At 70.6% G+C, this 12,828-nt stretch carries 11 protein-coding genes and 1 tRNA gene; 6 read left to right on the top strand and 6 right to left on the bottom strand.

Annotation, left to right across the window (positions count from 1 at the left end):
• The first annotated feature begins 98 nt into the window (after positions 1 to 98).
• Entirely contained in the window at positions 99 to 1,136 is a 1,038-nt protein-coding gene (locus ABT354_RS06410; RefSeq protein WP_351489796.1) for a Yip1 family protein, read from the top strand.
• A 116-nt stretch (positions 1,137 to 1,252) separates the two neighbouring features.
• On the opposite strand, the gene ABT354_RS06415 is transcribed toward ABT354_RS06410, so the two are convergent.
• Positions 1,253 to 1,750, bottom strand: a complete 498-nt coding sequence (locus tag ABT354_RS06415; protein ID WP_351489798.1) for a phosphoribosyltransferase — start codon at positions 1,748 to 1,750, stop codon at positions 1,253 to 1,255.
• Positions 1,751 to 1,752: 2 nt separating this feature from the next.
• Entirely contained in the window at positions 1,753 to 2,328 is a 576-nt protein-coding gene (dcd, locus tag ABT354_RS06420) for a dCTP deaminase (RefSeq protein WP_351489800.1), read from the bottom strand.
• A 417-nt stretch (positions 2,329 to 2,745) separates the two neighbouring features.
• Between dcd and ABT354_RS06425 the strand changes: the two genes are divergently transcribed.
• Positions 2,746 to 2,819, top strand: a tRNA-Gly gene (locus ABT354_RS06425).
• A 125-nt stretch (positions 2,820 to 2,944) separates the two neighbouring features.
• Here ABT354_RS06425 and ABT354_RS06430 read toward each other — a convergent pair.
• Entirely contained in the window at positions 2,945 to 3,160 is a 216-nt protein-coding gene (locus ABT354_RS06430; RefSeq protein WP_351489802.1) for a DUF6243 family protein, read from the bottom strand.
• Positions 3,161 to 3,502: 342 nt separating this feature from the next.
• Between ABT354_RS06430 and ABT354_RS06435 the strand changes: the two genes are divergently transcribed.
• From ABT354_RS06435 to ABT354_RS06445, 3 genes are read left to right on the top strand one after another with little or no spacing between them, the layout of a single operon-like run.
• Entirely contained in the window at positions 3,503 to 4,288 is a 786-nt protein-coding gene (locus ABT354_RS06435; RefSeq protein WP_351489804.1) for a hypothetical protein, read from the top strand.
• Positions 4,289 to 4,305: 17 nt separating this feature from the next.
• Positions 4,306 to 5,499 (top strand): sensor histidine kinase, encoded by a 1,194-nt coding sequence (locus ABT354_RS06440; RefSeq protein ID WP_351489806.1) that lies wholly within the window; start codon positions 4,306 to 4,308, stop codon positions 5,497 to 5,499.
• The gene (locus ABT354_RS06445) at positions 5,496 to 6,185 is read left to right on the top strand and encodes a response regulator (RefSeq protein ID WP_351489808.1); all 690 of its coding nucleotides are present in this window, start codon (positions 5,496 to 5,498) and stop codon (positions 6,183 to 6,185) included. Before ABT354_RS06440 ends, ABT354_RS06445 begins: the two co-directional genes overlap by 4 nt.
• 32 nt (positions 6,186 to 6,217) lie before the next feature.
• Here the strand turns inward: ABT354_RS06445 and ABT354_RS06450 are convergent, their stop codons facing one another.
• Both ABT354_RS06450 and ABT354_RS06455 read right to left on the bottom strand, forming a co-directional pair.
• Positions 6,218 to 8,278, bottom strand: coding sequence for a TerD family protein (locus ABT354_RS06450; RefSeq protein ID WP_351489810.1), 2,061 nt, complete (start codon positions 8,276 to 8,278; stop codon positions 6,218 to 6,220).
• 310 nt (positions 8,279 to 8,588) lie between these two features.
• A complete protein-coding gene (locus tag ABT354_RS06455) occupies positions 8,589 to 11,000 on the bottom strand; it encodes a PA14 domain-containing protein (RefSeq protein ID WP_351489813.1) in 2,412 nt (803 codons plus the stop codon).
• 276 nt (positions 11,001 to 11,276) lie between these two features.
• Between ABT354_RS06455 and ABT354_RS06460 the strand changes: the two genes are divergently transcribed.
• The gene (locus ABT354_RS06460; RefSeq protein ID WP_351489815.1) at positions 11,277 to 11,897 is read left to right on the top strand and encodes a DUF4232 domain-containing protein; all 621 of its coding nucleotides are present in this window, start codon (positions 11,277 to 11,279) and stop codon (positions 11,895 to 11,897) included.
• Between the two features lie 49 nt (positions 11,898 to 11,946).
• Here the strand turns inward: ABT354_RS06460 and ABT354_RS06465 are convergent, their stop codons facing one another.
• On the bottom strand, positions 11,947 to 12,825 hold the full coding sequence (locus ABT354_RS06465) for an aldo/keto reductase (protein ID WP_351489817.1): 879 nt from the start codon (positions 12,823 to 12,825) through the stop codon (positions 11,947 to 11,949).
• Positions 12,826 to 12,828 lie beyond the last annotated feature (3 nt).

A 12,828-nucleotide genomic window follows, 5' to 3' on the forward strand; every position in this document is an offset into this window, starting at 1 on the left:
TGGGGGTGCCCCTAGGGGATGTCACAGGTCGGCCGCAAAGCACCCCTGACGCCCCTCCTGTCTGACTCGTCGCCCCGGGAGCGGGTACGTTCGGGAACGTGGCTGGATTCAGGATCGGACGCGGCCGGGACAACCGCACACAGCAGCAGCGACCGCAGGCACCACCCGGACACGGGGGTGGACAGGCGGCGCCGCCCCATGCCCAGCAGCAACAGCCGCCGCGGTGGCCGCAGTCGAGCCCGCCCGGCCACCAGGGCCACTCCGGACACCCTGGGCACCAGGGCCACCCCGGGCATCCCGGCCAGGGCGGACCGCCCGGCTACCCCGGCCACGGTGGGCACCCGGGGCACGGCGGCTACCCCGCACGGGGCCAGGGCGGCCACCCCGGCGGCCAGGGCGAGCCGGAGTACTTCGGCGAGCCCGACCCGTATCAGCAGCAGCGCCCCCACCACGGGCAGCAGCAGCACCACCACGGCGGGGGCCAGCAGGACCCGTACGCGAACAACCCCGGCCATACCCAGGCGTTCTCGGTGGAGGACCCCTACGGCGAGGGCGCGGTCTACCAGGCCGGCTCCTCCGCTGCTCCCCCGGCGGGCCCCCGGCTCCCGTGGAAGCAGCTGCTGAGCGGGATCGTGCTGCGGCCCACGGAGACGTTCTGGCAGATGCGCGACTACGCCGTCTGGGGCCCGGCGCTGGCCGTCACCTTCCTCTACGGGGCGCTGGCGATCTTCGGGTTCGACCAGGCCCGCGAGGAGACGATCAACGCCACCATCTCCACGGCGGTCCCCTATGTCCTGACCACGGGCGTCGCCTTTGTGATCGGCGGCCTGATCATGGGCGCGGTGACCCACACCCTCGGCCGCCAGCTGGGCGGCACCGGGTCCTGGCAGCCGACCGTCGGCCTCTCCATGCTGATCATGTCGATCACGGACGCGCCCCGGCTGCTCTTCGCGATGTTCCTCGGCGGCGAGAACGCGTTCGTCCAGATCCTCGGCTGGGCCACCTGGCTGGGCGCGGGCGCCCTGTTCACCCTGATGATGAGCCGGTCCCACGACCTGCCGTGGCCCAAGGCGCTGGGCGCGTCGGCGATCCAGCTGATCGCGCTGCTGTCGCTGATCAAGCTGGGCACGATCTGAGCGACTGCGACGCGGAGGGGCCCGACCGGTTGATCCGGTCGGGCCCCTCCGCACATCACGGTCCGTCTTTTGCCGTCTTCCTCTGCCGTCCTCTACCGTGCTCTGCCGTCCTCCGGTCAGGCGTCGAGGATCTGCCCGGCGCGCCGGACGACGGGCTTTTCGACGCTCCAGGGGAAATTGATCCAGTCGTCGGTGCGCTTCCAGACGTACTCGCACTTCACCAGAGAGTGCGACTTCTCATAGATGACGGCGGACCGGACCTCGGCGACATGGTCCTTGCAGAAGTCATGGACCAGCTTGAGGGTCTTGCCGGTGTCGGCGACATCGTCCGCGATGAGGACCTTCTTGTTGCTGAAGTCGATCGCGTCGGGCACCGGCGCCAGCATGACCGGCATCTCCAGCGTCGTTCCGATACCGGTGTAGAACTCCACATTGACCAGGTGGATGTTCTTGCAGTCCAGCGCGTACGCGAGACCGCCCGCGACAAAGACACCGCCCCGCGCGATGGAGAGGACGACATCGGGCTCGTACCCGTCGTCGGCGATGGTCTGCGCCAGCTCCCGGATGGCCCCGCCGAACTTCTCGTACGTCAGGTTCTCTCGTACGTCACTCATGCTCACACCTGGGTCCGATGGAAGTTCTGGAACGACCGCGAGGCCGTGGGGCCGCGCTGGCCCTGATAGCGGGAGCCGTAGCGCTCGCTCCCGTACGCGTGCTCGGCGGGCGAGCTGAGCCGGAACATGCAGAGCTGCCCGATCTTCATCCCCGGCCAGAGCTTGATCGGCAGGGTGGCGAGGTTGGAGAGCTCCAGCGTGACATGGCCGGAGAAGCCCGGGTCGATAAAGCCGGCGGTCGAGTGGGTGACCAGTCCGAGCCGTCCCAGCGAGCTCTTTCCCTCCAGCCGCGACGCGAGATCGTTGGGCAGCGAGATGACCTCATAGGTCGACGCCAGCACGAATTCCCCGGGGTGGAGGATGAATGCCTCGTCGCCGTCGGGCTCGACGGTCCGGGTGAGATCCGCCTGCTCGACCGCTGGGTCGATATGCGGATAGCGGTGGTTCTCGAACACCCGGAAGTAGCGGTCCAGCCGCACATCGATACTCGAAGGCTGCACCATGGATTCGTCATACGGGTCGATGCGAACCCGTCCGGCGTCGATCTCGGCCCGGATGTCCTTGTCTGAGAGAAGCACCCCCCGAGGATACGCAGAACGCCCGGACCCGCCCTACTCGGACGACCCCGCGCGCCCCGCCACGGCCCCGCCGCCCTACCGCGCGGCCCGCTCCACCGGCACCGCGCTCCTCAACCGCGCACACCGCGGACACCTCATCAACCGCCCGGGCCCGATCCTCCCGGCCCCGAGCCGCCGCATCGGAAACGACACAGCGGCGAAGACATGCCCTTCGGCACAGCGAACGAGAGTGTGCTCCATCAAGTCCATCGACCTTTCCCCAGCATCCGCGGACGACGGCCCACCCTAGGGGATCCCCCCACCCCTCAACTCCCGCCCCCCACCCCGCACACGACGCCGCTTCCCCGGGCCCGTACACGCCCCCGAAAGAATGCGGTAGAGTGGGCGGCGCGCTACCCGATCACTCCGGGTGGTCAAGCGGGTGTAGTTTAATGGTAGAACATGAGCTTCCCAAGCTCAGAGCGCGAGTTCGATTCTCGTCACCCGCTCCATAGAAAAGCCCCAGGTCAGCGACCTGGGGCTCTTGTGTTGTCTAGACCAATCCCGGAACTTCGCACCACTCGCGCAGCACCGCGAAGGCAACCAGGTCGCGGTGCCACCCTGCGGCGGCGGGGCGTCAGCTCTGGGCGGTGTCGTCGTCCGTCTGTCCGGCGTCCTCAGCCGCGCCTGCCTTCTCGCGCATCTTGCGCACCAGCTCCGCCTTGCGGTCGGCGGCACCCTGGCGGTCGAGGTTGCGGTGCGGGCCGTTGTTCTGCCGTTCGGCGCGGGACAGCCTCTTGCGCTGCCCGCCGCCCATGCCCACAGGGTTGTTGATGTTCTTGCTCACGGTCACGGGTCCTCCCGGTAATGGTGTGGAGTGATCTACGGATTCATCGGTGGAGACGGGCGCGACGACGCCGAAGGGCGTCAGTCAGCAGGGGCCCATCACACACTCACTCGTAAATCGGCGTCTGGAAGAACATGACAAAGACGTTACCCGGTTCCGCCGACCCCGCACACCAGGCTTTCGCCGCCCGGGCACCGGCCGGGCCTTCGGCGAGCAGTCGGCCGCTCGCTGTCGGACCACGGGCCGATGCCGGAGCCGCCGGGAGTGGCAGGTCGGACCTGGGGCCGATGCGGGGAGTGGACCGTGGGCCGACGCGGGAGGGGTGGTGCGGGCGGGATCGTTCGGGGCATGACGGAGGCCGGGGGCATGCCCCTCGTACAGGAGAACGGCACACCGGGCAGGGCGCGGCTGCTGCCCGTGGCGTGGGGTGGTGAGGTGCCCTTTCCCGGGCGGTGGGTGGGCGGGGTGTCGCTGGTGGTCGCGCCCGTGCTGCTGGGGGTCGGGGTGCTGCTGCGGCTGCCCTACCCCTTCTTCTTTCCGGGGCAGCTCGCCGCCCGGGTCGAGCACCCCGGGCCGATCGCGGTCTCCTACGGCGCCTTCGCGGCGGGGACCGTTCTGCTGTGGCCGGCCCTCGCCGTACTGGCGGCGCGGATCGGGCGGCGCAGTCCGGGGGCGGCGCTGTGGGGCGGGGTGCTCGCCGTTCTGGGTCTCTTCGCCCGGACGTTCCATGCCGGTGTGGATCACCTCGCCTTCCAGTTCGCCGACCGGCAGGGCGCGGAGGTCGCGGCCCGGTTCGTCGGCGAGACCTACGGCGCCTTCCATGTCTTCGGCGTCCTCAACCTCGCGATCATGGGAGGTTGGCCACTGCTGGCCGTCGGGGCCTGGCGGGCGGGCGTACTGGGGCCGGTCCGGGCCCTCGCCCTGGCCGCCACCGCCGTGCTGCCGCTCGGCGTACTGAAGGGCACCACGCCGCTGTCGGTCGTAGCTGTCGCGGGCCTCTGCCTCGCTCTCGTACCCCTGGGTGTCACCGTGCTGCGGGACGGCCCGGCGCCCGGTCGGGCCACGGTCCTGCGCTGGGCCCTGGTGATCACCGCCAGCCTGGTCCTCATGACCCTGATGGGACGGGCCGGTTGACGATGTACGGTCGGGCCATGCGTGTCCCCCGGCGGCTGCACGGCAGCCATCTGTTCACGCTCGACGTGGCGGCCGCGCTGCTGATCGTCGTCGTGTACGTCGGTTTCACCCGGCTGTCGGGCGAGGGGACGCAGCCCGTCTACACCGGACCGGCATGGGCGGGGGTACTCGTGGCCGCCGTGGTCGGAGGGCCGGTCGCGGTCCGTCGGCTGTGGCCCGTACCGGCTGCGGCGGCGGCACTCGCCGGGGCCGCCACCGCCACCCTCCTGGATGTCACCCGCGAACCGTGGGCCGGAGCCGGCCTCGTCCTCTACGCGGTCGCCCTCACCAGGCCCCCGCGGCGCTCGGTGCCCGTGCTCGCCGCCGCACTCGTCCTTGCGGCAGCCGCCGTCCTTCTGGGGGAGGCCGTGGTCACCCCCGCCGGGACCTGGAGCGGTGCGGCCGGCGTCGGCGCCATCGTCTGGGTGGTCCTCGGCGGCGGCTGGGCGGCGGGCTTCGCCGTACGCGCCCGCCGGGCCCGGGAGGGCGAGCGCGCCCTCCAACGCACCGAGCACGCCATTGCCGAAGAACGGCTGCGCATCGCGAGGGAGTTGCACGACATCGTGTCGCACAGCCTCAGCCTGATCGTGGTGAAGGCGGGGGTCGCCGGACATGTGGCCCAGCGCCGCCCGGAGGAGGCGGCGGACGCCCTGCGGGTCATCGAGCAGGTCGGTCGCGCGGCCATGACCGAGATGCGTCGCACCCTGGGCGCGCTGCGCGCCGAATCGGCCCCGCTGGGCCCGGCGCCCGGCCTCGACGCACTCGACGGGCTGGCCGATCAGGCACGGCAGGCGGGTGTGGACGTCGACTTGGACATCCGGGTACCGGATGGCGCTCTGCCTGCGGGAATCGCCCTGGCCGTGCACCGGATCGTCCAGGAGTCCCTCACCAATGCGGTGCGGCACGCGGCCCCGGCCCGCTGCCGGGTGACGGTCGAGTCCGACCCGCACGAGGTACGTATCGACATCACGGACGACGGTGTACGGGGCACCGCCCGCGAGCGGACGGGGGGCCACGGCCTCGTCGGCATGCGGGAGCGGGCGCTCCTGCACGGCGGGACGTTCAGCGCGGGCCCGCGCCCCGGGGGAGGCTTCGCGGTCTCCGCCCGGCTGCCGCAGGACGGCGCGAAGAACGGTGCGCGGGAGGACGGCATGGGGAGGACGACCGTATGACGGACGCGACCCGGGTGCTCGTCGTCGACGACCAGGTGCTGCTGCGCGGCTCCTTCCGGATCCTCGTCGAGAACGAACCAGGCCTCACCGCCGTCGGAGAGGCGGGCGACGGGGCCGAGGCCGTCGAGCTGGCCCGTCTGCACCGTCCGGACGTGGTGCTGATGGATGTCCGGATGCCCGTCATGGACGGTATCGAGGCGACCCGGGAGATCTGCGGCTCCCCCGGGACCGCCGGCGTACGGGTGCTGATCCTGACCACGTTCGACCTCGACGAGTATGTCTACGCGGGCCTGCGGGCCGGCGCGGCGGGCTTTCTCCTCAAGGACGCCCCGCCCGCGGAGGTACTGGCCGCCATCCGGGTCGTCGCCAGGGGCGACTCCCTGCTGGCTCCGTCCGTGACGCGCCGCCTCATCGAGGAGTTCGCCCTCCGCCCTGCCCCCGACCACGGCGGCCCTGCCCCACTGGCCGGTGTGACGGGGCGGGAACGCGAGGTCCTGGAGCTGATCGCACGGGGCCTGTCGAACGCCGAGATCACGGCGCGGCTGCATCTGAGCATGGGCACGGTGAAGACCCACATCGGCCGTCTGCTGTCCAAACTGGCCGCCCGTGACCGCGCCCAGCTGGTGATCGCGGCATACGAGTCAGGAGTCGTGGCGCCCTCCGACGGTGGCCTGGGCAGGTGCTGAGGGGGCCGTGATACGGCGCGCAACCGGCGAGGTCAGCCGACCGGTTCCGGGTCGGCGGGCTGGGGCCGGCGGGAGTGGCGGCGGTCGAAGGGGGTCAGGTGGGCCACGACGCTGCCGTAGAAGCGGTCGATGGCGTCGTCGACACTTCGGATGAAGCCCGATTCCGTGGCACCCCGGGTGCCTCCCATGCCCTTGAAGAGGGAGAGCCGGAACCCGGTTATCGCGGCCCCGTCGCGGGGAAGCAGATCACCCGGCTCGGGGCGCAGCCGCTCCAGCGTGCCCCGTGGACCGTTGCCGGTCTCCACCAATGTCTCCACATGAAGGTCCGCCGGCGCTTCGGCCAGCGAGCGGATCAGGCGCTTGGCCGAGGCGAGCGGGTAGCCTCCCTCAGGCATCGGGATGTCGACGGATGTCCGCAGCTTGGAGGTCCGCAGGTCGGCCGTGATCGTGAAGATGCCCGGTGTTCCGTCGATACGCAGTTCCGAGGACAGGCGCCCTTCCGCGCACAGCCGGTCGGCGAGCAGGGCCCTCCTGGAGCCCGGATCGGTGCCGCGACTGACCCGTTGCACGGGCAGAGCCTTCTGGCCCAGTTCTCCGCCCAGCCGGAGACAGATCTGCCGGATGAGCTGCTCCCAGCTCACCACCACCTGGACGGCACGGGCATCCCCTTGGGAGAGGGTCTCCGCCTCGATGCCGTTGCGGACCGGGACCCAGGCCGGGCCCATGTTCTGAAAACCGTGGCAGCCGGAGTTCTCGTGCTGGAGGTAGTGGAGCAGCTCGTGCAGCAGCCAGGCGTGCGCGGCGTTGCCGACGCCCTCGTGGCGGATCAGCATCTGTGCCTGGTGCGCCACCTCCGCCCATGAAAGGTGCCACAGAGTGACCTTGTGCTTGCGCCGACCGTCGATCTTGACGTCGACCAGCGGGCTGCCCTCCAGGGCCACATCATTCGACAGGGTGATCACTGCCTCGTAGCCACGGCGAGCCGCGATGTCCATGTAGTCCTGGACCTGTTCGGACTTGAGGGGATTGCCGTTGGTCTTCGTTTCGACAAGAGCGGTCCACAGTTTCCCTGCCCGCTCGACCCGGATCACTCCGTCGGGGCGCCTGGGGCTGTCGCCATGGGGCAAGGAGACCTCGGTGAAGGTCTGCATGCGACCGGCGGGGGCACCGAACGCCGCTGTGAGGCGGCGCCCGAACTCCGGTACCTCTGCCATCACCGACAGCAGCACGGACGTGGCCCGTAGCTCCCGTTCCTTGTCGCTCCGGAGAGTCGGTACGGGAAAGAGCCGGGAGGGCTTCCACGCGTCGTTCTCGGCGAGGGACTTCTTGGCCACCTTGGGCAGCGTGACCTTCTTCTTGACCGTCCGGGTACCGCGTGCACGAGGTGTGAGGGTCTTCTGCGGTACCGGTTCCGCGCCCGCGTCCTGCCGGGGACGGGACGCCGGGTCGTCGGTGACAGCAGGCGACCGTGCTGGTGTCACCGCTTCCGGGGCCTCCGTCCCGGTGGCTCCCTTTGAGCCGGCCTCTTCGGGGGCCTCGTCCTCACCCTCGTCGTCGATGTCGATACCGAAGTCCGCGGCAAGACCCGCCAGACCGCTCTCGTACCCCTGCCCGATGGCCCGGAACTTCCACTCCTCACCACGCCGGTAGAGCTCGCCGAAGACAAACGCGGTCTCCACGCTCGCGTCGTCCATGGAGAAGCCGAGCAGCACCTCACTCGCACGGTCGGCGAGCGTCAAGCGGATGTCGTGGAGATCGCCGAAGCGGGCACCGTCGTAACGGCTGGCGGCCAGCACGATGCGGGAGACATCCAGCGGGACCGCGGTCAGGTCGAGGCTGATGCGGTCCTCGCTGCCGTTGTCCGTCGGTGTCTTGCCCAGGAGCTGAACGCTGCCGTCGGCCGCGGTCGGGTGGTTGTAGAAATAGAAATCCGCATCGCTGCGGACCTTGCCGCTGTCGTCCAGGAGAAGAACGGACGCATCCGCGTCACCGTCCCCCTCGGCACTGCTCCAGCTCAGACTGACGATGACGCCACCGCTGTCCTCGCTCAGGGCCGCCAGGGCGACGTTGGCTCCTTTGGACATCTCTCGCATGTGGCCCCCCGGACGCACAGGCTGCGGCGGGCACTCCCCGGGCAGCCACACTCTTCCCGCTCCGTAACGCTGCACCTACTCAGCGCGCATGCACGAACCTAACCCAGACGGGCGGTCGCGAGGAACTGGATTCGATGAAAAACCGGACTGCGCCGGTTCGGCACGGCACACCGTGGACGGCGGGCCGAGGCGGCTGTCCCGCCCACCCCCACGCCTACTCCAGCATGATTGCCGTATGTCCTCGACAACCCGTACCAGAGGACGGTGAGAGGGGTCCGGAGGATCCTCCGGACCCCTCTCTCCCGTCCGGTCAGAGCCAGGAGTCCCAGATCCCGTACGCCACCGAGCGGGTCAGGACCTCCGCGCCCGAGGCGTCCAGGCGGACGACGCGGTAGTAGTACAGGCCCAGCCGGTCCTCGTGCACCGTGGTGTCCACGAAGAAGGAGGTGCCGCCCGTCGGGCCCTCGGTCAGGGTGGCATAGGCGGCCGTGGCGGGGTCCCAGCGTTCCACGCGGTAGCTCGCGAAACGGGAGCAGTCGCCGAGACCGGCGGTCTCGGAGCAGCCCACATACAGCTCGGGGTACTGGTCCTCGTGGATCGTGGTCCCCGTCCAGCCCGGCGGGCGGGTGTCGGGCAGGGTGACCGAGACCTCGGCGGGGCGGAGGGCGTCGAGGAGCTTGTCGTCGTCGAAGACCTGGCCGTCCGTGGCGGCCACCTTGTAGACATGGGTGGCACCGTCGGGGACGGTCGGGCAGAGCCTCTGGGTCCTGGGCAGAGAGGCGCCGAACCAGCAGTTCTCCTTCCAGACCGTCTCGCCGCTCTCCGGGTCGGTGACGCCCTGCCATACGTGGTAGCCGGTGACATCGGCGTCGGCGGGCGGCGTCCAGGTCAGCCGGACACCGAGCGGGACGCGCTCCGCGGTCAGGTTCTCCACCGGGGCGGGAGACACGGTGTCCGGCGTGGTCTCCGTGGCGGCCGGGCCGGGGCGCGAGTCCTTCCCGTGCCGGTCGGTCGTCACGATCCGGTACTCATAGGTCGTCTCCGACGCGCCCTGGACATCCCAGCAGACGCCGTTGACCTGCTTGCGGGCGGACCAGGGGGCGTCAGCGTCCGCCCAGGTCCAGCGGATCTCCGGATCCTCCAGCGGCAGATCCTGCGAGCTGTTGGGCTTGCACTTGTCCACGGTGCTGGTCTCGCCGGTCGCGGTGTCGGTACGGGTGATCCGGTACGTGGGCAGGGCGCCCGCGTCCATGGTCCACGGGTCGACGCTGCTCCACGTGATCATCACGCCCTCGTCGAACCGCCGGGCGGTGGTCTTGAACGCGGGGATCGCCTCCGGCCGGTCGGCCGTCCTCACCGTGATCTCCACCGGCGCTGCGGCGTTCCCCTGGGCGTCCACCGAACGCACCGCGTACCGGTAGCTGTCGGCGACGGCGGCCACCTGGCGCGGCACCACCTCGGTCCGGGTGCCGTCGCTCTTCTCCGGCCGGGCGTCGACAAAGTCGCCGGTCGCCGGGTCGTACTGGAGGACCTGGTACGAGGCGGCCCCGTCGACGGGCGCCCACACCAGATGCGGAACGCCCGAGCGGTAGTCGACACGGAGCTGTGTGACGGCGGCCGGCGGGGTCAGGTCCGAGGTGGTGAACGTCAGGCCCGCCGAGTACGGCGACCAGTTCCCGGCGGCGTCCCGGGCTCGGCCCCGGTAGGTGACCTCGCTGCCGTCGGCGGGATGGCCCTTGTCGCAGATCGTGCCCCTGACACCCGAGTGGACGGTGCTCCAGCGCTCGGTGGCGGCGTCGAACCGCTGCATCTCGTACCAGGCGATGTCGGCGGCGTTCTCCACGGTGGTGACCAGCTGGGAAGCGGCGTAGGGCTCACCGGACGGGCAGGAGCCCGGCTCGACGGACGGCGCGGCGGGCGGCGTCCTGTCGACGGTGACGGCGGGCCGGTCGGCGCTGCCGTCGGAGACGTTGCCCGCCTTGTCGACGGCCCGTACCTCGTAGTAGTAGGTCGCGCCGGTCTTCGGCAGGGTCCGGTCGGTGTACGAGGTACCGGTGGTCGTCGCGAGCGGCTTGCCGCCGTACGCCTCGCCCTTCAGCCGCCGGTGGACCCGGTAGTTCGCGAGGTCCATCTCCTTGCCCCTGGACCAGCTGAAGGTGGCCGCTCCGGTGGCACTGTCGTAGGAGACGGCCGCGCCCGCCGGGGCGAGGGGCCTGACCGTGTCGACAGCGGCGGAGGTGCGCGGTGCGTAGGAGAACCCGACGTTCGCGGTGCCCGTCCAGTTGACGAAGTCCACGCGGAGCGTGTGCCTGCCGCGGGGGACGGTCACATGGACCGTCTTCCTGACGGTGGTGGAGACGTTCTTCCACAGGTCGACCTTGCGGACCTCGTCGACGTACACCCGTATGCCGTCCTGGGCCGAGGCCGTGAGGGCGAAGGGGCCGCCGGAACCGAAGTCGCGCGTCATCGACCAGCGCACACCGAAGTTATCGGACGGCAGGCCGGACGCGGGGGCGCCACGGCCCCAGCTCTGGTCGATCGCGGAGTCGCAGTCCGTCTTCTTCGGCGTACCCGTGAACGTCGTGTTCGCGAAGAACTGCCGGGTGAAGGAGGGAGAGGCGCACTTCGGCGCGGCGGACGCGGGTACGGCCGTGGTACTGAGCACTCCGCCCGCCGTGGCCAGGACCAAGGCGATGGCGGCGGTGCGTCTGGCTGGGTTCATGGATTCCTTCGGTCCTGGTCAGCGACGGATCTTTCACCGGCTGGCATGCGAACGCGGATATCGCTGAACAGGACTGCTGGGCCCCACCGTTGGTTGTACGGGCCCCAGCCGGGAGCCGGTGATTCCCCGCGATCGTGTCACCGGTTCGTGACAGGGCTGTCCTGGAACGAAGGCGCCGGGATCCCCTCCGCCGACTGTCCCCCTCCTAGTGGCCGAGCAAGCATCGGCAGGCCGGGGGTGCTTCGGCCGCAACCACCGAATGACCAGGGGGATCTCATGTCAGGTATCCGTCGCAAAGCCGCTCTCGCCTCCGCGGCCCTCGTCTGCAATGTCCTGCTGATGACCGCGTGCGGGGACAGCGACAAGGCCACGGGCGCCGTCACGGCGGACCAGGGACAGCAGAGCACGGAAAAGCAGGAGGCGGGGAAGCAGGAGGTGGGGAAGCAGGAAGCGGCCGGCTCCGGCTTCGACACCGGTGACGGCCGGCGGAAGCCGGTCGAGCAGACCTGCGGCGCCAACGACATCTCCTGGAGCACCCGGGCCGAGAGCCAGGCCGGTGGATACATCCAGATCACCGCGAGGGCCAAGGCGGGCATCACCTGCTATCTGCCCGCCGCCCTGCCGACCGTGGCGTTCGGCTCCGACGGCACCCAGGCGGGCCCCGCGCAGAAGGCCGCCCCCCGGCAGATCAAGCTGACCGGGGACACGGCCGCCTACGCGGGGGTGAACCCGAAGAGCGCCAAGGGAGACGGGGGCAAGGAGCTGGACAGCATCATCGTCGCCATCGGGGACGACGACCCCCAGCCGGTCTCCCTGCCGGTCGACACCGTCACGGTGAAGAAGCCGGTCGTCACCAACTGGCACACCAACGCGGGCTACGCCGTCCCCCTCGGCTGAGCGGACCCCACCGCGCGGGCGGTGGCGGACCTGCCCGCGCGGTCTCGGGTCAGTGGGGCAGTGCGTCCAGCTCGGCCAGATCGTCCCCGGTGAGACGCAGATCGGCGGCCGCGATGTTCTCCTCCAGGTGGGGGAGGGAGGCGGTGCCGGGGATCGGGAGGACGACCGGGGACCGGGCCATGGTCCAGGCGAGTTTGATCCCGGCCGGGGAGGTCCCGTGGCGGGCCGCGATACGGAGGAGCACATCGGCCGGTTCGGGACGGCCCAGGGTCTCCAGGGAGAAGAACGGGACGAAGGCGATGCCCTGCCGGGTGCAGGTGTCGAGCACCCCGGGGTCGGCGCGGTGGAAGAGGCCGTACAGATTCTGCACGGCCGCCACCGGGGCGATCCGCTGGGCCCGCGCGAGCTGCTCGGTGGTCGCATTGCTGAGGCCGAGGTGGCGGATCAGGCCCTGCTCCCGCAGGGCGGCGAGTGCGGCGAACCGGTCGGCGAGCCCGTCGCCGCCCCGCTGGTCCGGCTGGAGTCGCAGATAGACGAGGTCGAGCCGGTCCAGGCCGAGTTCCCGCAGGGTGCGGTGGACATGGACGGCCAGCTCGCGGGGGCCGGCCGGGGCGCCCCAGCCGCCGTCGGGGTGCCGGACCGGGCCGACCTTGGCCGCCAGTACCAGGTCCTGGGGATAGGGGTGCAGGACACGGCGGATCAGGCCGTTCGCCGAGAGGTCGCCGTGGAAGTAGAACCAGGCGGTGTCGATGTGGTTCACGCCGAGTTCGACGGCGCGCCGGAGTACGGCGCCCGAGGTCCGCGGATCGTTCGCGGGGCCACCGAGTGCCCTGGCCGGGAGACGCATGGCGCCGAACCCCATACGGGCGACGGGAAGGTCTCCGCCGAGCGGGAAAGTGGCGGGAGGAGGCTCGTGGTTCTTGGTCATACG

Source organism: Streptomyces sp. NPDC000594 (assembly GCF_040299965.1).
Lineage (GTDB): Bacteria > Actinomycetota > Actinomycetes > Streptomycetales > Streptomycetaceae > Streptomyces.